General features: G+C 72.1%; 18 protein-coding genes. 5 read left to right on the top strand and 13 right to left on the bottom strand.

All coding sequences use genetic code 11. The features are described 5' to 3' along the window. Positions 1-243: 243 nt before the first annotated feature. The 4 genes from ACQP0P_RS30800 to ACQP0P_RS30785 all read right to left on the bottom strand — a co-directional run bounded on the left by ACQP0P_RS30800 (position 244) and on the right by ACQP0P_RS30785 (position 5,033). A complete protein-coding gene (locus ACQP0P_RS30800) occupies positions 244-1,902 on the bottom strand; it encodes a hypothetical protein (RefSeq protein WP_433361169.1) in 1,659 nt (552 codons plus the stop codon). Between the two features lie 64 nt (positions 1,903-1,966). Beyond that, the gene (locus ACQP0P_RS30795; RefSeq protein ID WP_433361166.1) at positions 1,967-2,917 is read right to left on the bottom strand and encodes a carbohydrate kinase family protein; all 951 of its coding nucleotides are present in this window, start codon (positions 2,915-2,917) and stop codon (positions 1,967-1,969) included. Between the two features lie 7 nt (positions 2,918-2,924). Next, positions 2,925-3,863, bottom strand: a complete 939-nt coding sequence (locus ACQP0P_RS30790) for a pseudouridine-5'-phosphate glycosidase (RefSeq protein ID WP_433361163.1) — start codon at positions 3,861-3,863, stop codon at positions 2,925-2,927. 123 nt (positions 3,864-3,986) lie between these two features. After that, complete coding sequence (locus ACQP0P_RS30785) at positions 3,987-5,033, bottom strand: YeiH family protein (RefSeq protein WP_433361160.1); 1,047 nt, start codon at positions 5,031-5,033, stop codon at positions 3,987-3,989. A 124-nt stretch (positions 5,034-5,157) separates the two neighbouring features. Between ACQP0P_RS30785 and ACQP0P_RS30780 the strand changes: the two genes are divergently transcribed. From ACQP0P_RS30780 to ACQP0P_RS30760, 5 genes are all read left to right on the top strand, one after another. Beyond that, positions 5,158-6,117 (top strand): LysR family transcriptional regulator, encoded by a 960-nt coding sequence (locus ACQP0P_RS30780; RefSeq protein WP_433361157.1) that lies wholly within the window; start codon positions 5,158-5,160, stop codon positions 6,115-6,117. Then, complete coding sequence (locus ACQP0P_RS30775) at positions 6,098-7,612, top strand: phytoene desaturase family protein (protein ID WP_433361154.1); 1,515 nt, start codon at positions 6,098-6,100, stop codon at positions 7,610-7,612. The genes ACQP0P_RS30780 and ACQP0P_RS30775 overlap by 20 nt, the downstream gene beginning before the upstream one ends. Positions 7,613-7,685: 73 nt before the next feature. Continuing rightward, positions 7,686-8,393, top strand: coding sequence for a response regulator transcription factor (locus tag ACQP0P_RS30770; RefSeq protein WP_433361151.1), 708 nt, complete (start codon positions 7,686-7,688; stop codon positions 8,391-8,393). Beyond that, complete coding sequence (locus tag ACQP0P_RS30765; protein ID WP_433361148.1) at positions 8,390-9,793, top strand: sensor histidine kinase; 1,404 nt, start codon at positions 8,390-8,392, stop codon at positions 9,791-9,793. The genes ACQP0P_RS30770 and ACQP0P_RS30765 overlap by 4 nt, the downstream gene beginning before the upstream one ends. 150 nt (positions 9,794-9,943) lie before the next feature. Then, positions 9,944-10,597, top strand: a complete 654-nt coding sequence (locus ACQP0P_RS30760; RefSeq protein WP_433361145.1) for a TetR/AcrR family transcriptional regulator — start codon at positions 9,944-9,946, stop codon at positions 10,595-10,597. Between the two features lie 84 nt (positions 10,598-10,681). Here ACQP0P_RS30760 and ACQP0P_RS30755 read toward each other — a convergent pair whose 3' ends face one another. The 9 genes from ACQP0P_RS30755 to ACQP0P_RS30715 form a co-directional block, all read right to left on the bottom strand. Then, positions 10,682-10,951 carry a hypothetical protein gene (locus ACQP0P_RS30755; RefSeq protein WP_433361142.1) on the bottom strand — a complete coding sequence of 90 codons (270 nt, stop codon included), beginning with the start codon at positions 10,949-10,951 and terminating at the stop codon, positions 10,682-10,684. A 67-nt stretch (positions 10,952-11,018) separates the two neighbouring features. Then, entirely contained in the window at positions 11,019-11,918 is a 900-nt protein-coding gene (locus tag ACQP0P_RS30750; RefSeq protein WP_433361139.1) for a helix-turn-helix domain-containing protein, read from the bottom strand. 64 nt (positions 11,919-11,982) lie between these two features. Continuing rightward, positions 11,983-12,207, bottom strand: coding sequence for a hypothetical protein (locus tag ACQP0P_RS30745; protein ID WP_433361136.1), 225 nt, complete (start codon positions 12,205-12,207; stop codon positions 11,983-11,985). A gap of 249 nt (positions 12,208-12,456) precedes the next feature. Further along, positions 12,457-14,220, bottom strand: coding sequence for an acyclic terpene utilization AtuA family protein (locus ACQP0P_RS30740; RefSeq protein WP_433361133.1), 1,764 nt, complete (start codon positions 14,218-14,220; stop codon positions 12,457-12,459). Between the two features lie 34 nt (positions 14,221-14,254). Next, entirely contained in the window at positions 14,255-15,067 is an 813-nt protein-coding gene (locus ACQP0P_RS30735) for an enoyl-CoA hydratase-related protein (protein ID WP_433361130.1), read from the bottom strand. Positions 15,068-15,125: 58 nt separating this feature from the next. Beyond that, positions 15,126-17,177, bottom strand: a complete 2,052-nt coding sequence (locus ACQP0P_RS30730; protein WP_433361128.1) for an acetyl/propionyl/methylcrotonyl-CoA carboxylase subunit alpha — start codon at positions 17,175-17,177, stop codon at positions 15,126-15,128. Positions 17,178-17,179: 2 nt separating this feature from the next. Then, the gene (locus ACQP0P_RS30725) at positions 17,180-18,712 is read right to left on the bottom strand and encodes an acyl-CoA carboxylase subunit beta (protein WP_433382194.1); all 1,533 of its coding nucleotides are present in this window, start codon (positions 18,710-18,712) and stop codon (positions 17,180-17,182) included. Between the two features lie 47 nt (positions 18,713-18,759). Continuing rightward, the gene (locus ACQP0P_RS30720; protein WP_433361125.1) at positions 18,760-19,419 is read right to left on the bottom strand and encodes a TetR/AcrR family transcriptional regulator; all 660 of its coding nucleotides are present in this window, start codon (positions 19,417-19,419) and stop codon (positions 18,760-18,762) included. 153 nt (positions 19,420-19,572) lie between these two features. Beyond that, positions 19,573-20,583, bottom strand: coding sequence for a nitronate monooxygenase (locus ACQP0P_RS30715; protein ID WP_433361122.1), 1,011 nt, complete (start codon positions 20,581-20,583; stop codon positions 19,573-19,575). Positions 20,584-20,768: the final 185 nt, after the last annotated feature.

Here is a 20,768-nt window from a genome sequence, read left to right as displayed (position 1 = left end):
GTCACTTGAGTCCCAAAAGCATAGCGCCGAAAAAGAGCAGCCGGGAAAGGTCGGCCATTCCCATGTCGGGAAAGGGGACGTTTCGGAATCCTTGGTGGAAATTACAGGTCGTCGATGGCACTCGGTGGCCGAATCGACGCGACCGGTGAGCGGCCCCCGGGGGTGGGGGCCGCCTATGCCGGTTTCGGTCGCCGCGGACGGCCGGTTCTCGGGGGCGGAAATCACTCCGAGGGGGCCGAAGGTTCAGGCGGGCAGCTGGGCGTCCAGGCGGTAGCCGTCCACGGTGACGTAGACCTGGTCGCCCGGCCGGGCGTTCAGGCGCATCAGGACGGGTTGCAGGGAGTCGAAGACAGGGTGGTCCCGCCAGACCAGGACCACCGCGTTGTCACCGGGGCCGGTGACCGAGAGCAGCGTGCCGGGACGCATGCCCAGCCGGGTGGCGTACCCTTCGGGCACGGCCACGGGACCGCCCCGCAGGTGGTCGCTGGTCACCTCGATGCGCTGCCAGCGGCTCGGGTCGGCCGACGGGCTCGCGGGCGGGTGGAGCGGAGCCCGCTGGCTGGTGATCAGGTGCGGCCGGGTGTTGCCGCCGGACAGCGCCGACAGCGTGGCCAGGGCGGCGCGGGGATCGATGCTGCCGGTGTTCACCTGAGGTATCGGCTGGCCGCCGCGGTGGTGGTGGCCGTTGGCCCCCGGAGTGCGGCGCGGCAGCTGCCTGGTCGCCTCGGAGGCGGCCTCCTGGGCAGGTGTCTCCTGCCCGCTCGCGGCCAGGGCGTCCAGCCAGGCCTGGGCCGAGTGGGCCCGGATGCCGAGCTGGTGCTCCATGAGCGCGACCGCGTCGGTGTCGATCGGCTTGTTCGCCAGGAGCTGGCGGGTCCTGTCGCGCAGGCCGCCCAGATCACCCACGACGAGCCAGTCGTCCTGGAGCCGCCGATCGGGCATGAGCGTGACCAGCACCCGCCAGAGCGGGGTCTGGAGGGTGGGGACCTCGATCGGATGCGCGGGGTCCGCGCCGACGAGCTGGTCCTTGGTGGCGGCGGCGCCCAGCCACTCGGTCAGCCCGAACATGTGCCCGGTCAGCGGTGCGGACTCCGAGGAGCGCAGCCAGAGCAGGATGCGTTCCTCGGCGGTGCGCTGGGCCGCGGAGAGCGCGTCGCGGTCGGCGGTCAGCTTGTGCGCGAGCGCGCGCAGGCTGATCGGGTCGACCGCGAAGAGCCGTTCCACGGCGACCGCGCGCTCCAGCGCGCTCCAGTCGCGGAACATGTTGTCCACCAGGCGCACCAGCGGATAGTCGCTGAGGCGTACCGGGGGTTTGGCGGTGGGGGGTTCGGGGGCGGGGGCGACCGGCTCCGGGGCCGGCGCCTGGTGCTGCTCCTGCGGCGCGGGCGGCTGGGCCGGAATCGGTGGCGCGGGCACCTGCGCGGGGGCCTGTTCCTGTGCCTGTTCCTGGGCGGCCGGCACGGCCTGCTCGGCGAGCCCCGGGGTACGGCTGAGCACCTCGCGGAACATGGCGGTGACCAGGACCTCGGGAGAGGCCGGCATCGCGGGCCCGCTCAGGTCTCCCGCGGTCAGGCGGCGCAGGCGGCTCCAGCCGCCCAGCCCGGTGATGGCCAGGCGCGCGGGCTCCGGCCAGCCTGGCAGGGTGGGGTCGACCGTGTGCACGTGCAGGGCGGGCAGCACGTCGCTCAGCGGAAGGTGGTCCCAGCGCGACAGCGAGAGCCGGGCCAGCCTGTCGCAGACCCAGTCGAGCCCGGCGGAGCCGAGGGCCTTGGGCAGGGTGACCGAGGACCACCAGCCGGCGGGCAGCCGGGGGTCGGCCAGGGCTTCGGCGACTTGCTGGGGACGGCTCCAGCGCAGGGCTGGGACCAGATCACTCAGGCAGATCGATGACTCGGCATCCATCGGCGGACCGCAACCTCCCCAAAGTGACGCGTGTGGCTAATGGTGCAGCTTACGCCGCAAGCTATCAATTGGTGTTAAGAGGGTAAAGCTCGTTCGTACCCAACTCCGACGGAAGGATACGTGGACGGCCCCCCAGGACCGTCACGGCCTCCGCTCCGGCACGGCGTCCGGCGTCCAGCGCGGCCTCGTCGTCGGCCCCGCTCAGCAGGGCCGTGAGCAACCCCGCGGCGAACGCGTCCCCCGCTCCAATGGAGTCAATCACCTCGGTGGTGAGCGCGGGAACCCGAGCGGCCAACTTTCCCTTCCTGGCCATCAGTGCGCCGCGGGAGCCGAGTTTCACCGCCGCCGCGCCGTAGCGCAGGCTCAGGATCTCCGCCGCGCCCTCGGCCGAGGTCTCGCGGGTGAGCAGCAGCGCCTCGTCCAGATTGGGGATGATCAGCTGGGCGGTCAGCGTCTCCTGGATGAACCGCTCGGCGCCGAACGAGCGCAGGAATCCGGTCGAGGCGGGGTCCACGCTGATCGAGACGCCGCGCCGGGACGCCTCGGCCATGGCCAGCCGGGAAAGCTGGAGCCCCGGCTCGGCGAACAGTGTGTATCCGGACAGGTGGAGGTGGCCCACCCCCTCCAGCAGGCTCTCGTCCCAGTCGCCCGTGCCGATGTGCCCGCCCGCGCCCCGGTTGGTGAGCATGGAACGCTCTCCGGTCACGTCGACCATGGCGATCACCACGGCCGTCGGCCGGTCGGGGTCGACCCGCAGGTGCGGCCGTACCCCGAAGCGCCGCAGCTCGGCGGCGTGCCAGTCGGCGGTGTCGAAGCCGACCCGGGTCAGGATGCGGGTGTCGGCGCCCAGCCGGGCGGCCCAGGAGGCCGTGTTGGCCCCCGAGCCGCCGGGACGCAGCACGATGTCGGCGGCGGTGTCCGTGCCGACGGCCAGGCCGCTTCTGGCCGACCCGCCGTGCAGCGCGACGATGTCGGTCACCACGTCACCGATGACCAGTAGACCCGTTCCGGTCATGGTTTCCTCAGTTTCCCCGGCTCCAGGAGGTCGCGATCTGCCCGGCGAGGCGGACGTTGCCCCGCACCGCGGCCAGGTTCGCCTCGAGTGAGGCGCCGTCGGTGCCGCGTACCAGGTAACCCAGGAGGAACGGGGTGATGGCCTGGCCGGTGATCTTCTGTTCTTCGGCCGCCGCGAGAGCCTCGGCGAGCACCCGGTCGTGCAGTTCGGGGTCGAGCTGCTCCGACAGCGGCACCGGGTTGGCGACGATCAGCGCGCTCTCCGGGCCGCCCAGCGCGTCCTGGGCCCGCATGATGTCCGCGGCCTCGGCCGGGGTCTCGATCCGCCAGTCGATCGGCTCGCCCGAGGTGTGCAGGTAGAAGCCGGGGAACTCGTCGGTACGGAACCCCGCGACCGTGACGCCGCGGGTCTCCAGCCGCTGCAGGGTGGCCCCGACGTCCAGGATCGACTTCACGCCCGCGCAGACCACGGTGATGCGGGTCCGGCTCAGCATGTCGAGGTCGGCCGACTCGTCCTGGCTGTCGGTCCATCCGCGGTGCACACCGCCCAGACCGCCGGTGGCGAAGATCCGGATGCCCGCCCTGGCGGCCAGGAACGAGGTGGCGGAGACCGTGGTCGCCCCGCTCGCCCCGAGTGCGGCGGCGACGGGCAGGTCACGGAAGCCCAGCTTGCGAAGCCCGGGCTCGCCGGCGACGCGTTCCAGCTGGCTCTTGTCGAGACCGATGTGCGCCACACCGTCCAGTACCGCGATCGTCGCCGGTACTGCCCCGGCCTCGCGGACGAGCTGCTCCAGCTCCACCGCTACCTCAAGGTTGCGGGGCTGGGGCAGGCCGTGCGAGATGATCGTGGATTCCAGGGCCACGATCGGGGCGCCCTGCTCCAGCGCCTCGGCCACCTCGCTCGAGGGGCTCAGCATGCCGGTGAGGGACTGTCGGGTGGTACGCATGAGCTGGTTCTGTCTCCTTGTCCGAGGTCGTAATCATTGCTTGCTTTTGGAACGGTGTAAACGACACCGTCTTCCCCAAAAAGAGCACGTTACGGCGGTTGCCGGGAGACGTCCACTTAAAGATCAGCTAATGAGTAGGACTCCGATCAGTGAGATCCCGCCGATGATGGCCGTGGAGATCCCGCCCAGGAGCAGTGACCGCCCGCCCCGCACGAGCTTTCGGAGATCGACACCGGTGCCCAGGGCGAAGAGCGCCGCGGCGAGCAGCGTCGCTGTCAGCCCGGGGACGGCCCGGACGACCTCGGGCGGCACCGCGCCCAGACTCCGCGCCGCCACGGCCACGACGAACCCGGCGACGAACAGCGGTAGCACCGGCGGCCGGCGCACCGCCCGCCCGGTCCCGGGAGGTTCCGTCGAGGTACGGCGTAGGGCCGCGGAGGTGAGGCCGACGATCGGGGCCAGCAGCACCACTCGGGCCAGCTTGACGGCCACCGCGCTCACCAGAACCCCCGCTCCGGCCGCCGCGCCGATGGCCGCGACCTGCGCGACCTCGTGAACCGAGGCGCCGGCCCAGATGCCCAGCTGGTGCGGTGTCAGGCCCAGCGATCCAGCGAGCAGCGGCAGCGCGACGATCGAGGCGCTGCCGTACAGGACGACCACGCCGACCGCGGCCGCCACGTCGTCGTCGTCGCTTCCCGCGACCTCGTGCATGGCGGCCACGGCCGCCGCCCCGCAGACGGACACGCCGGTCGCGATCAGCAAGGACCTGCGCGGGCTCACCCCGACCCGGCCTCCGATCCACCGCGTCGCCGCGAACGTGACACCGGTCCCCGCCGCGACCACCGCCAGCACCCGCCAGCCGAGCGCCAGCAGCTCCGGCAGCGCGATCTGCAGCCCGAGCAGCACGATCGCCAGGCGGAGCACCCGGCGGGAGACGAACCTCAGCCCGGGGGCCAGCGAACGGTGCAGGCCGCCGAGGTTGGTGAGCGCGACCCCGAGCGCCACCGCGACCACGGCGGCGCTCACCTCGGGAACGATCCGGGTGATGGCCGTGGCCAGCACCACCGCCACGGCCACCGCCCCGAGCCCCGGCGCGAGCGTCCCGAGCCCCGATACCGCCGCCGATGTCGCCGATGATGTCGCCGGTGTCCGCCCCGTCTCAGCGGGCACCGGGCGGGAGTGCCGGGCAGGTCCTGGTGAGCGGGCGGGAGGGGAGGAGGACATCATCCGAGTGTCGGCGTGGCCCGGCGGGGCCGGTACCCGTCGTCTTGCTGGTAGGTCATAGCCTGGGGCTATGAGTGAGCTGCCCGACATCGAATCCCTGCGCCTGCTCGTCGATGTGGAACGCCTGGGCAGCCTCGGCCAGGCGGCCAGGGCGGCGGGCGTCGCGCAGCCGTCGGTGAGCAAGCGCATCTCGCTGCTGGAACGACGTCTCGGGCTGGAACTGCTGGAACGCACCCCGCGCGGCTCCGTCCTCACCCCGCAGGGCGCGATGGTCTCCGCCTGGGCCGCGCAGGTGCTGGCGGCGGCCGAGGAGCTCATGAGGGGGGTGGAGGCGGTACGGCACGGCCGGGCCGCCCACCTGCACATCGCCGCCAGCATGACCGTGGCCGAGTATCTGCTGCCGCGCTGGCTGGGAGAGCTCCAGAACCGTGAGCCCCAGGTACAGGTCGGCCTGGACGTGCAGAACTCGGCGGAGGTGGCGAAGCTGATCGGCGGTGAGATCGAGCTCGGCTTCGTGGAGGGGCCCTCGGTGCCGTCGGGGCTGGTGTCGCGGGTGGTGGCCACGGACCGGCTCGTGGTGGTGGTCGCGCCGGGCCATCCGTGGGCGCGCCGCCGTACCCCGCTGCGCGCCGCCGAGCTGGCCGCCACCCCGCTGGTCGTGCGGGAGCGGGGGTCGGGCACCCGCGAGACGCTGGACGTCGCGCTGACCGGCTACGCTGTCGCCTCCCCGAAGCTGGAGCTCGGTTCCAACGCGGCGGTCAAGGGGGCCGCCCGCGAGGGTGCGGCCCCCGCCGTGCTCAGTGGCTACGCCGTGGAGGCCGAGCTGGCCACCGGCCGCCTGATCGAGGTGCCCACCAAGGACATCGACCTCGCGCGCCGCCTGCGGGCGGTCTGGCGCCGCGGCCGCACCCCCAGCGGCCCCGCCGCCACCCTGCTGAGAATCACCCTCTCCGCCGCCGGGCGGCCGGAGCCCCCGGCTCCACCGTCCCCTCACCCCACAGGGAAGTCTCGTGCTCCGCTCTCGCTATGAAGCAGTGATCGTCGGAGGCGGCCACAACGGCCTGGTCGCCGCCGCCTACCTCGCCCGCGCGGGCCGGCGCGTCCTCGTCCTGGAGCGCCTCGGCCACGTCGGTGGTCTCGCCGTCTCGGCGCGGGCGTTCCCCGGCGTCGACGCGCGGCTCTCGCGCTACTCGTACCTGGTCAGCCTGCTGCCCGCCAAGGTCGTGGCCGACCTGGGGCTCAACGTCACGCTGCGCCGGCGCCGTTACGCCTCGTACACGCCGCTGGGGGAGAGCGGGCTGCTGGTCGACAACGGCGACGCCGCGCGGACCGCCGCCTCCTTCGCCCGGGTCACCGGGGGCACCGGTGAGCTGGACGCGTGGCGGCGCTTCTACGGGATGACCGCCGACGTGGCCGGCAGGGTCGCGCCGACACTGCTGGAGCCTCTCGCCGACCGTGCGGCGATGCGGCGCCTGGTCGGCGACGAGGCGTGGCGTGACCTGTTCGAGCGGCCGATCGGTGAGGTGGTGGACGAGCGGTTCGCCGACGACACCGTACGCGGGGTGGTTCTCACCGACGCCCTCATCGGCACCTTCGCCGACCCCTCGGACCCGGGCCTGCTGGCCAACCGGTGCCTGCTCTACCACGTGATCGGCGACGGGACCGGCGACTGGAACGTCCCCGTCGGCGGCATGGGCGCGATCTCCGGCGCGCTCGCCGACGCCGCCCGCGCCGCGGGGGCGGAGATCCTGACCGGTGCCGAGGTCCTCGCGGTCGACGCCTCGGGCGAGGTCGTCTTCCGCGACACGGGTGGGGAGCACACGGTGGTGGGCGAGCGGGTGCTGGCCAACGTGCCGCCCGCCGTGCTCGCCCGGCTCCTCGGCGGCGCCGAGCCCGCCCCCGAGGGTGCCCAGCTCAAGGTCAACATGGTGCTGTCGCGGCTGCCCCGGCTGAAGGACCCCGCGGTGGACCCCGAGGCCGCGTTCAGCGGCACGTTCCACATCAACGAGGGCCGCGACCAGCTCGCCCGCGCGTTCGCGGAGGCGTCGGCAGGGCGGATCCCCACGCTGCCCCCGGCCGAGGTCTACTGTCACTCGCTGACCGACCCCTCCATCCTCGGCCAGGGGTTGCGGGAGGCCGGAGCCCACACGATGACGTTGTTCGGCCTGCACATGCCGGCCAGGCTGTTCCGCGACGACCCGGCCGGGGCGCGCGAGGCCGCGCTGCGCGCCACGCTCGCCTCGATGAACCGGGTGCTCGCGGAGCCCCTTGAGGACTGCCTGCTGCGCGCCCCGGACGGCGGCCTCTGCCTGGAGGCCAAGACCCCGGTCGACCTGGAGACCGAGGCGGGACTGCCGGGCGGCCACATCTTCCACCGCGACCTGTCCTGGCCGTACGGGGAGCCGGGGCGCTGGGGCGTGGAGACCGACCTCGAGCGCGTCCTGCTCTGCGGCGCGGGTGCCCGGCGCGGCGGCGGCGTCAGCGGCATCCCCGGCCACAACGCCGCCATGGCGCTGCTCGGCTGAGCCCGTCCGGCCTGGGCGAAGGTGGCCCGAGGTGTTCATCGGGTTCTCATGATGAGCGTCTACCGTGAGGGTCATGGGCGACGGTGAGGCGGCGCGGGTGCTGGTCGTGGACGACGAGCCCGCGCTCAGGGAGGCGCTGCAGAGCAGCCTGGAGTTCGAGGGCTACCGGGTCGGGGTGGCCTCGGACGGCCAGGAGGCGCTGGAGACGCTGGAGCGGGAGTCGTACGAGCTGGTCCTGCTGGATGTGATGATGCCCCGGCTGGACGGGCTGACCGCCTGCCGCAGGCTCAGGGCGGCGGGCAACCACCTGCCGGTGCTCATGCTCACCGCCCGCGACGCCGTGGGCGACCGGGTCTCCGGCCTGGACTCGGGGGCCGACGACTACCTGGTCAAGCCGTTCGAGCTGGACGAGTTGCTGGCACGGGTCAGGGCGCTGCTGCGGCGCGGTGCGCTGAGCGCGCCCGCGGCCGAGGACGACGCGGGCCTGGTCTTCGGCGACCTGCGGATGGACACCGCCAGCCGCGAGGTCACCAGGGCGGGCGAGCGGCTGGAGCTGACCCGTACCGAGTACCTGCTGCTGGAGCTGCTCATGATCCATCCCCGCCAGGTGCTCACCCGTGAGCAGATCCTCAGCGAGGTGTGGGGCTTCGACTTCGAGCCCTCCTCCAACTCCCTCGACGTCTACGTCATGTACCTGCGCCGCAAGACCGAGACCGGCGGGCGTCCCCGGCTGATCCACACGGTCCGGGGGGTCGGCTACGTGCTGCGGAACTCCGCGTGAACGGTCGCCGTTCGCTGCGCTCGCGGCTGACCCTGCTGGTGGCGACGGCCGTGGCGCTGGCGATCGCGGTCTGCGCGGTGCTGTGCTGGTTCGTCGTCAGGGCCGAGCTGCTGCGGCAGGTGGAGCGCTCCCTGGAGGGGCCGAAGGGGCTGCAGGGCGTCGAGTGGATCGAGTCGTACTGCGCGGGAGGTCCGGCGAGGCCGAGGGAGAGCACCGCGCACGGGCCGCCGTTCCGTATCCCGCCGTTCCGTATCCCGCCGGTCCAGCTGATCTACGCCGGTGGCGGCAGGTGCGTCATAGGCGCCACGCCCGTCAAGGTCACCCCCGCCGACCTGGCCCTGACCCAGGCCCCGCCCGGCACGAGAAGGCTCAGGGACGGGGTGACCGACGGCGGCGAGGAGGTCCGGGTGATGACGAGGAACGTCGGGCCCGGTATCGCGATCATGGAGTCCCGGCCGCTGGAGGAGGTTCAGGCCACCCTCGCGGCCCTGGCCTGGATCCTCGCCGGGGTCACCGCGCTCGGCGTGTTCGGCGCGGCCTCGGCGGGGCTGCTGGTCTCCCGCACCGCGCTGCGCCCGGTCGGCCGGCTGACCGAGGCCGTCGAGTACGTCGCCAGGACCGAGGACCTCGACACCAGGATCCCCGCCGAGGGCACCGACGAGATCGCCAGGCTCGGCGTCTCCTTCAACGCGATGACCACCGCGCTGGCCGGGTCCCGCGAGCGCCAGCGGCGGCTGATCGCCGACGCGGGGCACGAGCTGCGCACCCCGCTCACCAGCCTGCGCGCCAACATCGACCTGCTGCTGCGCAGCGAGAACACCGGGCGCCCGCTCGACCCCGCCCCCAAGCACAGGCTGCTGACCAACCTCAAGGCCCAGTTCGAGGAGATGTCCACGCTCGTCGGGGACCTGCTCCAGCTCTCGCGCGCCGAGGACGAGCACGAGCCGTACGTCGAGGTCGCCTTCCACGAGGTCGTCGAGGAGGCTGTGCGCCGGGCGCGGCTGCGCGCCCCCGACACCCCGATCGAGGTGGAGCTGCTCCCCTGGTACCTGCGAGGTGATCAGGCCGCCCTGGAGCGGGCCGTGGTGAACCTGCTGGACAACGCGGTGAAGTTCTCGCACGGGCGACAGGGTCCGGTGCGGGTGAGGCTCCGGGGCGGCGAGCTGACGGTCAGGGACCACGGCCCCGGCATCCCCCCGGGGGAGCTGCCGTACGTGTTCGACAGGTTCTGGCGGTCGTCCTCGGCCCGCAGCATGCCCGGGTCGGGGCTGGGGCTGGCCATCGTGGCCAAGGCGGTGCGCGACGCCGGGGGAGAGGTGGAACTGGAGAACGCCGAGGGGGGCGGCACCCTCGCGCGCGTCCGCCTGACCGGCTCTCCCGCCCGGCCCCCGGGGGCGTGAGCCGACCACGGCACCCCATGGCTCCTCCCCGCCTCCCCTGCGCCGTGCCGCTCCCGCTCTCCTCGCCCGTACGACAGGGGCGAAATCATTGACTGATTGACCAATCAGTAGTATGGAGGCGGCGTGCCCGCGCTGCTGTAGTCTTGCGCCGTGCACAGCGGAGGAGGGGCGCGCAGCAGCCGCGCCGACCAGGCCGACCAGCGCCGAGCGGAGCTCCTTGAAGCCGCCAGGCGAGTCGTGCTCGAGCGCGGGCTGGCCAGCACCCGTGTCGCCGACATCGCCAAGGCGACGAACGTGAGCGGTGGCCTGATCCACTACCACTTCGCCACCAAGAACGACCTCATCACCGCGATGCTCCGCAGCACCAGCGACTCGGAGGTCCAGCGGCTGAAGGAGATCGTCGCGGGCCCCGGCACCGCCGTCCAACTCCTCGACCGTGTCCTGCGCTTCTACATCCCGGCCTCCCGCTCCGACCAGAGCTGGATCCTCTGGGTCGACGCCTGGGCCGTGGGAGTGCGCGAGGAGCACGTCCGCACCATCCTGCTGGAGCTTGAGGGCGCCTGGATCGAGATCCTCAGCCAGGTGATCTCCGCTGGCGTGGCCTCGGGTGAGTTCACCTGCGACGACCCCCTGGGCTCGGCCGAGCGGATCGACGGCATGCTCGACGGCCTCGTGGTCCGGTACACCCTGCACACCGGCAACATGTCGCGGAGCCGGATGCTCCATCATGCCAGGGTCGCCGCCGCCAGGGAGGTCGGCCTGCACCTCTCGGACTTTCCCGACGAGCCGGCCGAGGCTTCTTGACCTCCTCCCCGGCCTGAAGCCCGGAGCACTAGCCCCCATTCCGGTAGCGGCGGGCCGGGCGGGGGAGACCCCGTGGCTGCTGGGTCAGACCTGGGGGGTGGGCAGGGCTGCGAGGAGGAAGGCCAGCCGCGCCGCGGCACCGTCGATGTTCTCGCTGGTGCCGAGCCGGTAACCCCACGAGGTGATGAAACGGCCGTCCTGGGAGCAGGTCACGGTCTCGGCCAGGGTGCTGCTGAAACGGTTGCGGACGTACACGTACGCGGGATCACCGAATGAGATCCGCTGTACGGAAAGGTCGGCGTGCAGCCGTATCGCAGCAGCGAACCTCTCCAGACAAGACAGTGTGTCCAGCATCGTGCGTCACCTCCGTCTCGACAGAGAATTGCACGATCTTGGGATGCTAATCAAGCAATTGCGGTGTTTACTCCCTCGGCTGCCCGGAGAAATCGTTGAGTACCCGGACGATCACCGATCTGGCATCCTCCCCGAAGGCCGCGACCTCGCAGAGTTCCTCGAAGGTCCGCGCGTAGAAGGCGACGTCGTCCGGGTCACGGAGAAGCAGGTCCCTCGTCCTGGTCGGCACCGCGACATGGTCGTCGTCGTACATCCAGAAACCGTTGAGCGGTGCCGAGGGCAGGGGCGCCTCGAAGGGGATCACGCCGAACTCCACGTTCGGCAGCGCGGTCACCGCCAGTAACCGGTCGAGCTGCCCGCGCATCACGTCCAGCGGGGCCAGCCGGTAGCGCAGCACCGCCTCCGGCAGGACGAACCTGAACCGCCTGCTCTGGTCGTAGAGGATGTCCTGGCGCCGCATGCGGACCCGGATGGCCGCGTCGATCTCGTCGGGGGACCGGTAGAGGCGCTTGATCCGAGTGAAGATGCTCCGGGCGTACTCGGTGGTCTGCAGCAGGCCGATGACCACGCCGGGCTCGAACACCCGCAGCAGCGTGGTCCGCGCCTCCATGTCGCGGACGTCCTCCTGGAGGGCGGCCAGTCCGCTGCGGTGCCGCTGCCGCCAGGAGTCCTGGCGATCCAGCAGCCCCAGTGCCCGCTCCACCAGCTCCTCGACCACCTCGGGGGAGGCGTCTGTGGCCTGCGCCCACTGGACGATGTCGTCCTCGGTGACGGCCTGGCGGGCGTTCTCGATCCGGGAGACCTTGGAGGCCTGCCACCTCAGCCGTTCGGCCAGTTCCTTGCCCGACAGGTGGGCGGTCTCCCGCAGGTGCCGCAACCGCGCGCCGAGTTCGGTTCTGGCCTGGTGGAACCCGCTCACACGATCTCCCTGGCCGCTCTCGCCCGCCTGCTCCTCCAGCGGGTTCACGTCATCCCCCGCGTGGTGCGCACGACGTTAGACCCGAGCATGTGGATCAAGCCAGAGAGCACTCCTAATCGTGACCAATATTTACAGAAAGTACTCGGCGCGCGATGTCCACGAGCAACTCGCGGGGCACCTCGACGGCGGTTTCCCCCTCCAGGACGTGGCGCAGGTCGGCCAGCGCCTCCGCGTCGGTCACCCGAAGGCCCTGCACCACGATGGTCCCGCGGTCGGTCTGGTAGAGGGAGGGGCAGGCGCCCGCTTCGGAGGTTGAACCAAGGAACCGGAGGCGCATGACTGAATCCTTCCCCGAACCACACTCATGGAGCAATTGCGAGCAATCCTAGAGTTTGGAGGGTTGCATGAAGGTTTCAAGCACCAGATAACGCACATTCCACTTATTTAGCCTTATGTCACATGAACGTGCGGGCGCGGGCGAACAGGTTCAGCGTGCGCGGCCGTCATGCACCCTCCTCGACCGAGCTATATTCTAGTCAGGGTGAATCTATGATCCCCGCCCGCGACGGCCGTTCCGATCGGGGGATCACAGCAGGCGCCGCGGGATGTCGGCGAGTACGGCGCGGAGTTCCTCGCCGAGGGCCTTGGCCTGGGCGTCGAGGCGAGGACTGGCGGCCACGCCCCGGCCGAGGAGGCCGTGGACGACGAAGTTGAGGGCGAGCAGGTTGGGCAGCTCGAAGCGCTCGACGTTCAGCTCCGCGGTGCAGGGCAGGAGCCGGGCCAGGCGCTCGACCGTCAGGTAGTCCTCCAGCCACCCGAACCGCTCGGCGGTGCGGACCCAGACCCCCAGGTTGGCGTTGCCCCCCTTGTCCCCGGACCGGGCACCCACGATCGAGCCCAGCGCGACCCGCACCGTCCCGCCGTCGCCGTCGCCGTCGCCGTCGCCGTCGCCGTCCGCGCCCCGTGGGCCGCCCGGCGCGCCCCCCTCCGGCGCTCCGGGGCGCCTGACCGGGGGAGGGGGCGCCTGCTGCCCGGACCGCTCCCGGTCGCCGTCCCCCGACGCGTCCGGCACCGTGGGAAGCTCGCGGCCGTCGAGCCAGACGCGGGCCCGCACCGCCTCCGCCGGGACGAGCGTGGGCCAGTAGACCCCGTACGGCGAGGCGTCACCGGGAGGGGTCAGCCCGTAGAAACCGGGGTAGCTCGCCAGGCCGGTCTCGACCACGGCCGAGGAGAAGGCGCGTCCGGCCCTGCGCCGGTCGGTGTCCATCACGGTGACGCGCAGCAGGGCGGTTCCCGCCAGCGGGGTGAGCTCGACGTGGACCTCGTCGAACGACTCCTTCGGCACCCGGGCCCAGATGGCCTCCTGGGCGAGCCTGGCCTTGGCCTCGATGTCCAGGCCGGTCAGGACGAGCGTCATGGTGTTGCGGTAGCCCGCCAGGTAGTTGACGGCGACCTTGAGCGTGGCGGGCGGGGTCTCACCGCGCACCCCCGAGACGCGGACCCGGTCGGGGCCCTGCTGCTCCAGCCGGATCGTGTCGAAGCGCGCGACCACGTCGGGGCCGGGATAGCGGGGTGAGGCGATCTCGTACAGCAGTTGCGCGGTGACCGTGCCGACCGAGACCAGCCCCCCGGTCCCGGGATGCTTGGTGACCACGCTGGAGCCGTCCGCCTCCAGCTCCACCAGCGGGAACCCGCAGTGCGCCAGGTCGGGCACCTCGCCGAAGAACGCGTAGTTACCGCCGGTCGCCTGGCAGCCGCACTCGATGACGTGCCCGGCGACCACGGAGCCGGCCAGCGCGTCGAGATCGCCGGGCCCCCACCCGTACCGCCAGATTCCCGGCCCGGTGACCAGGGCGGCGTCCGTGACGCGGCCGGTCACCACCACGTCCGCCCCGGCGGACAGGGCGGCGGCGATCGGGCGGCCCCCCAGGTAGGCGTTGGCGGTCAGGGCGGGCGCGGGCAGCGGCTCGCCGGTGTCGGCGTTCGGCGCGCCGCCCAGGTCGTGGCCGGTGAGGTCGTCACCGGTGACGTGGGCGACCCGCACCGGCAACCCGAGGCGTGCCGCCAGCTCGGCCACCGCCCCGGCGCACCCGGCGGGATCCAGCCCGCCCGCGTTGGAGACGATCTTGATGCCGCGTTCCAGGCAGGTCCCGAGGACCTCCTCCAGTTGCCTGAGGAAGGTCGGCGCGTAGCCGGGGCGGCCCTTGAGCCGGTTCCCGGCCAGGATCAGCATGGTCAGCTCGGCGAGCCAGTCGCCGGTGAGCACGTCGATCGGGCCGCCCTCCACCATCTCCCTGGCGGCTGACAGCCGGTCGCCGTAGAAGCCGGAACAGTTGGCGACACGCAACATCGGATCTCCTCGGACGCGTATCCGGCAGGCGGTGTCAGTCCACCTCGGGGGCGGGGATCCAGGACGCGGGCCGCTTCTCCATGAAGGCGGCGATCCCCTCCTGTCCCTCGGCGGAGGTGAAGCGCCGGGCGGACAGCTCGGCCATCTGGCGCATGCCCTCCTCGACACTCAGCTCGGGCACGGTCCGCACGAGCTGCTTGGTGAGAGCGAGCGACTCGGGGCCGCCGCGCAGCAGCATGCCGGTGTAGTGGGCGACCGTCGCGTCCAGCTCCTCCTCAGGCACGGCGCGGGTGAGCAGCCCGATCTCCCTGGCGCGGGCGGCGTCGAACGTCTCCCCGGTGAGCAGGTACTCGGCGGCGGCGCGCGGGTCGAGCCGCCGCAGCACGGTCACCGAGATCATCGCGGGCACCACGCCGAGCCGCACCTCGCTGAAGGCGAACGACGCCGAGTCGGGGGCGATCGCGAAGTCGCAGGCCGCCACCAGACCGATCCCCCCGGCCCTCGCGGTGCCGTTCAGCCTGCACACGACCGGCTTCGGGCTCTCCCAGATCAGGCTCATGATCTCCGGAAACGACGCGGTCACCGGCGCCTCGTGCGCGCCGCGGGGGGTCACCCGCTGCTCCTTCAGATCGGCGCCCGCGCAGAACACCGGCCCGGTCCCGGTGAGCACGATCACCCGGACGCTCTCCTCGGCCAGTGCCCAGTTGAGCCGGTCCTCCAGATCGCCCAGCAACCGCACCGACAGGGCGTTGCGGTTGCGGGGGGAGTCGAGGGTGATCGTCGCCACCCCTCCGGACACCTCCCCGTGCACCAGGCGCTCCACCGGCCAACCCCCATCGGTTCTCATCTGAATCCTTCCAGCCGCAAGACCCCGTGCTCCGGCTCCGAAGAGCCCGGGGAGGGGATCAAGTCTGCTCCTCGATCACGACCAGCACGAACCCGGCCTCGACCTGGCGGCCCGGTGCCACGTTCACCGCCGCCACCGTGCCCGGTGCGGGGGCGGTGATCCGGTGCTCCATCTTCATGGCTTCGAGCACCACGACCACCTGCCCCGCACCGACTCTCTCGCCGGGCTTGACGTCGATCCGCAGCACGGTACCGGGCATGGGTGCCAGCAGGGAGCCGGGTAGTACCTGCTCCACCGGCGCAGGCAGGCGCTCCAGCGGGGTGAGCCGTACGGAACCGAGCGGGGAGTCCACGTGCGTCACGTCGTCGTAGCGGGCCACGGCGAACCTGTGCCGCACGCCCGAGGTCTCCAGTACGACGAGCGAGGGCGTCGCGCCGACCAGAACGGTATCGGGGAACCCCTCGGCACGCAGACCGGCCCTGGTGATCCGGTAGGAGATCTCTGCCTCCGCGAACGCGGTGCGCTGCGGCTGCGACACCACGTTGCGCCATCCGCTCGGCAGTCCCGCCTGCACCGTCGCCGCCGCGCGGTTGGCCGACGCCCGCGCGAGCGCGGCGGCGAGGGCGGACAGGCGTACGGCCCCCGGCCCGGCTCCGGCACTCCGCGGTCCGGGCGCCGACCCGGTGAGGCCGTGCTCGGCCAGGAACCCCGTATGGGTCTCCCCGGCGAGGAACGCCGGATGGCGCAGGATCTCGACCAGCAGGTCCCGGTTGGTGACGGGGCCGTGGATCCGCGCACCCGCCAGCGCGAAGGCCAGCCTCCGCACGGCGTCGGAGCGACTCACGCCGTAGGAGACGACCTTGGCGAGCATCGGGTCGTAGTGCACCCCGATCACCGAGCCGTCCTCGACACCGGAGTCCAGCCGCAGTCCGTGCCGCCCGCCGGACGCGGGCGCGAAGCGGGAGTCCACGCCGGGGATCTCGAGGCGGTGCAGGGTGCCGCTCTGCGGGAGCCAGTCGCGGGCCGGATCCTCGGCGTACAGGCGCGCCTCGACGGCGTGCCCGGACGGCTCGGGCGGTGCCGCGGGCAGCCGGGCGCCCTCGGCGATCCGCAGTTGCAGCTCGACGAGGTCGACGCCGTAGACGCACTCGGTCACCGGGTGCTCCACCTGCAGGCGGGTGTTCATCTCCAGGAAGGCGACGGTATCGCCCCTGACGAGGAACTCGACGGTTCCGGCGCCGACGTAGGCGATGGCCCGCGCGGCCGTGACCGCCGCGTCGCGCAGCCGCGCCCGCGTCGCCGGGGAGATCGCCGGGGAGGGGGTCTCCTCGATCACCTTCTGGTGCCGCCGCTGGATCGAGCACTCCCGCTCGCCCAGCGTCCACACCGTCCCGTGCCCGTCGGCCAGGATCTGCACCTCGATGTGCCGGGCGCCCTCCAGCAGGGGCTCGACGAACACCGTGCCGTCCCCGAACGCCGACGCGGCCTCGGCGCGCGCCGACTCGACCGCCTCCGGCAGGTCGCCGGTCAGCCGTACGACGCGCATCCCGCGCCCGCCGCCCCCGGCCGACGCCTTCACCAGCAGGGGGAGGGGCCCGCCCATCGGGGTGAACACGGCGTCCAGGTCCCGTTCCAGGTCGTCCGTCGAGTGGCCGGGACCCGTGGTGAATCCCGGCAGCACCGGGACCCCCGCGGCCGCCATCAGCTCCTTGGCCTCGATCTTGGAGCCCATCGCGGCGACGGCCTCGGCCGGTGGACCGACCCAGGTCAGGCCGGCGTCCCGGACGGCCCGCGCGAAGGCGGCGTTCTCCGACAGGAAGCCGTAGCCGGGATGGACCGCGTCCGCCCCCGATCTGCGGGCCGCGTCGATGATCTTCTCCACCGACAGGTAGGTGTCGGCGGGTCTGAGGCCGCCGAGCCGCACCGCGTGGTCCGCCTCGGCCGCGTGCGGGGCGTCGGCGTCGGCGTCGGAGAAGACCGCGACGGTCTCGATGCCGAGGTCGCGGCAGGTACGGAAGACACGGCGGGCGATCTCACCCCGGTTCGCGACGAGCAGGCGGCGGATCGGCGAGGCGGTCGCGGGCATGTTCGCGGGCATGTTCGCGGGCATGGTCACATCCGGAAGACGCCGAAGCCCGCGGGCTCCGGGGCGGGGGCGTTGTGTACGGCGGACAGGCACAGGCCCAGGACCGTCCGGGTGTCGCGGGGGTCGATCACCCCGTCGTCGTAGAGGCGGCCGGAGAGGAAGAACGGCAGCGACTCGGCCTCGATCTGCGCCTCGACCATCCGGCGCATCGCCGCGTCGCCCTCCTCGTCGTAGACCTGCCCCCGGGCCTGGGCCGCGGCCCTGCCGACGATGGACAGCACTCCGGCGAGCTGGGCGGGCCCCATGACCGCCGACTTCGCGCTGGGCCAGGAGAACAGGAAACGAGGGTCGTAGGCCCGGCCGCACATGCCGTAGTTGCCCGCTCCGTAGGAGGCGCCCATGACGATCGTGAGGTGCGGGACCGTCGAGTTGGACACCGCGTTGATCATCATGGCGCCGTGCTTGATGATGCCGCCCTGCTCGTAGTCCTTGCCGACCATGTAGCCGGTGGTGTTCTGCAGGAAGACCAGCGGTGTGCGGGCCTGGCCGGCGAGCTGGATGAACTGTGCGGCCTTCTGCGCCTCCTCGCTGAACAGCACCCCCCGGGCGTTGGCCAGTATCCCGATCGGGTAGCCGTGCAGGCGGGCCCACCCGGTCACCAGGCTCCCGCCGTACAGGGGTTTGAACTCGTCGAACTCGCTGCCGTCCACGATCCGCGCGATCACCTCGCGCGGGTCGAACGGGATCTTCAGGTCCTCGGGCACGATGCCCAGCAGCTCGTCCTCGTCGTACAGCGGGTCACGCACGGCCCCGGCGGAGGCGCCGAGCCTTCTCCGGTTCAGGCCCCTGACGATCTGCCGCCCGATCCGCAGCGCGTCGTGCTCGTCGGCGGCCAGGTAGTCGGCCAGCCCGCTGAGGCGGGCGTGCATCTCGGCACCGCCCAGCGACTCGTCGTCGGCCTCCTCCCCGGTGGCCATCCTGACCAGCGGCGGCCCGCCGAGGAAGACCTTCGCGCCCTTCTTGACCATGACCACGTGGTCGCTCATCCCCGGTACGTACGCCCCGCCGGCGGTGGAGTTGCCGAAGACCAGGGCGATCGTGGGGATCCCGGCCGCCGACAGGCGGGTCAGGTCGCGGAAGATCCGGCCGCCGGGGATGAAGATCTCCTTCTGGGTCGGCAGGTCGGCCCCGCCGGACTCCACCAGATTGATCAGCGGCAGCCGGTTCTCGAAGGCGATGTCGGCCGCCCTGAGCGTCTTGCGCAGCGTCCACGGGTTGGACGAGCCGCCCCGCACCGTCGGGTCGTTGGCGACGAGTACGCACTCGACGCCCTCGACCACCCCGATCCCGGTGACCACGCTCGCCCCCACGGGGAAGTCGCTGCCCCAGCCCGCCAGCGGTGAGAGCTCCAGGAACGCCGAGTCCGGATCGACGAGCAGCTCGATCCGCTCCCTGGCCAGCAGCCTGCCCCGCGCGCGATGCCGGTCGACGTACTTCTCGCCGCCGCCGGCCACCGCTCTGGCCTGCTCGGCGTCGAGCTCGGCCAGCTTGGCGAGCATCGCCTCGCGCCGAGCCAGATAGTCGTCACCGGAGGTGTCCAGCCGGCTCACGAACCCGCCTCCTTGATTGACGTTGGCGTCATGTTGTTGCCCTGGCTCGCGGGCGTCAGGCCGATGGCCCGGGCCCAGAGCGTGGAGAGCATGGTTACGGCGGTCCGCTCGTCGGCGTGCTCGCCGAGGTCGAGCCAGACGTGGGCGAAGTGCTCGACCATCCCGCCCAGCATCACGGCGGTCAGCCGGGGGTCCAGCGACGGATCGGCCAGGCCCTGCTCCTGCAGGCGCCGCAGCCCCTCCGCGCCGCGCCGCACGAAGACCTCGCGCAACTCGAGCAGAAGGCCGCGGAACCCCTCGTCGGCGATCGCGACCTGCTCCAGCATCCTTACCAACCGGGAGTTGGAGGCCCAGGCGCGCAGGTAGAGCAGGTTGGCGGCCTCGATGCGGGCGTACGGGTCGTCGGGAGCGCTGGGCCCGACCACGCTGGCGGTGAACATCTCGCCCACCACGGTGGCCGCCACCTCACGGAACAGCTCCTCGCGCGAGCCGAAGTAGGTGTAGAAGGTGCCGTGTGAGACACCGGCGCGCGCGCAGACGTCGTCGACACGCACGGCGTCGTAGCCTCGCTCCTCGAACATCTCCCGTCCGGCCTGGACGAGCGCCGCTCGCGTGCGCCGGCCCCGGGTGCTGAGCGTCTCAGACTTGACGATCACGTCAGTTACGGTAACCCAGAACCCATTCGCCTGCCAGAGGCCGGCATGGATTCGATGTCGCCCTCACCCCGGCGAGGCCACGGCTGCCGGCTCCGACAGCGCCGGGGACGTCCCGCCCGTCGACACCGCGGATCGAGCCCGGCTCTGACCGATTCAGATCGCGGCCAGGTCCACGGTGACCCGCGCCGCCGGCGCGGGTCGCGCCTGGTTCCAGGAGGTTCCGGCCCACAGGTGCAGCGCCTCGGCGTCCCCCTGTGCCGCGGCGGCGCGCCGCAGCGGCGCCGTCAGGTGATGGACCTGCGGATAGGCCGCGGGCGCCCGGCCGGAGTACTCCGTCATGAACCGGTTGACCAGGCCGCGCGCCGGACGTCCGGTGAAGGCCCTGGTCATGGCGGTCCGGGTGAAGCGCGGATCGGTCAGCGCCGCGCGGTGGACCGCGCCGGTGCCGCTCTCGGGACAGAGGAGGAAGGCGGTGCCCGCCGCGGCCGCGATCGCTCCCGCGGACAGGACCCGGGAGACGTCGGCGGCCGAGGCGATACCGCCGGCCGCGATGAGGGGAAGCCGTGACACCTCACGTATCCGGGGCAGCAAGCGGTCCAGGCCCATTCCTTCGACGTCCGTGTTGGCGAACGACCCCCGATGCCCGCCCGCTTCCTCTCCCTGGACGCACAACGCGTCGGCCGAGGCCAGCCGGGCCTCGGCCACCGACGTCACGGTGACCACCACCGCGGTCCCCTGGCGGCGGAACGCCCGGACGAGCTCGTCCTCGGGACAGCCGAACGTGAATCCCACCACCGCGGGCGGATCCGCGAGCAGATCCTCGATCTTGGCCGTGAAGTCGTCGTCGCCGCCGCGCGGGATCCCGAGCTCGGTGCCAAGCCGCCGTGCCTCCCCCTCGATGGCTCGCGCATAGGCGCCGAGTTCGGCCTGCTCGGCTTCGTCGGCCGTAGGCATGAACACGTTCACACCGAACGGACGAGAGGTGAGTTCACGCGTCCGCTCGATCTCCTGCCGCATCTGCGCGGCCGTCTTGTAGCCGGCCGCGAGAAATCCCAGACCTCCGGCGCCGGACACGGAGGCGGCCAACTCGGGCGTGGACGCCCCGCCGGCCATCGGAGCCTGGACGATCGGCAGCCTGGACGGCCACGGCATCAGGTCAGGCATCGGTTTCCCCTCTCAGCACTCCATTCTGGAAAACCCACGCCGCCGATCAGCACATCCCACTCGCGAGTTCACGGTAAATCCAGATCAAGTACCTGGAGCGCCGTGTACCCGGCAAGCGTCACCGCGCACAGGTCAGGACGACCGTAATCCATGGCTTCGAAGACAGGCCCCGGCGCTCTCCGAGC

It is taken from the genome of Streptosporangium sp. CA-115845, assembly GCF_050943795.1.
In the GTDB taxonomy this organism is placed as follows: domain Bacteria; phylum Actinomycetota; class Actinomycetes; order Streptosporangiales; family Streptosporangiaceae; genus Streptosporangium.
Note: the sequence above shows the minus strand (reverse complement) of the source record. Positions and strands in the feature narration are given on the sequence as shown.

Coding starts and splice junctions, on each gene's coding strand:
- ACQP0P_RS30740 (WP_433361133.1), bottom strand. CDS start 14,220: ATGTTGCGTGTCGCCAACTGTTCCGGCTTCTACGGCGACCGGCTGTCA.
- ACQP0P_RS30735 (WP_433361130.1), bottom strand. CDS start 15,067: ATGAGAACCGATGGGGGTTGGCCGGTGGAGCGCCTGGTGCACGGGGAG.
- ACQP0P_RS30790 (WP_433361163.1), bottom strand. CDS start 3,863: ATGCGTACCACCCGACAGTCCCTCACCGGCATGCTGAGCCCCTCGAGC.
- ACQP0P_RS30795 (WP_433361166.1), bottom strand. CDS start 2,917: ATGACCGGAACGGGTCTACTGGTCATCGGTGACGTGGTGACCGACATC.
- ACQP0P_RS30780 (WP_433361157.1), top strand. CDS start 5,158: ATGAGTGAGCTGCCCGACATCGAATCCCTGCGCCTGCTCGTCGATGTG.
- ACQP0P_RS30770 (WP_433361151.1), top strand. CDS start 7,686: ATGGGCGACGGTGAGGCGGCGCGGGTGCTGGTCGTGGACGACGAGCCC.
- ACQP0P_RS30730 (WP_433361128.1), bottom strand. CDS start 17,177: ATGCCCGCGAACATGCCCGCGAACATGCCCGCGACCGCCTCGCCGATC.
- ACQP0P_RS30725 (WP_433382194.1), bottom strand. CDS start 18,712: ATGCTCGCCAAGCTGGCCGAGCTCGACGCCGAGCAGGCCAGAGCGGTG.
- ACQP0P_RS30715 (WP_433361122.1), bottom strand. CDS start 20,583: ATGCCTGACCTGATGCCGTGGCCGTCCAGGCTGCCGATCGTCCAGGCT.
- ACQP0P_RS30800 (WP_433361169.1), bottom strand. CDS start 1,902: ATGGATGCCGAGTCATCGATCTGCCTGAGTGATCTGGTCCCAGCCCTG.
- ACQP0P_RS30745 (WP_433361136.1), bottom strand. CDS start 12,207: ATGCGCCTCCGGTTCCTTGGTTCAACCTCCGAAGCGGGCGCCTGCCCC.
- ACQP0P_RS30755 (WP_433361142.1), bottom strand. CDS start 10,951: ATGCTGGACACACTGTCTTGTCTGGAGAGGTTCGCTGCTGCGATACGG.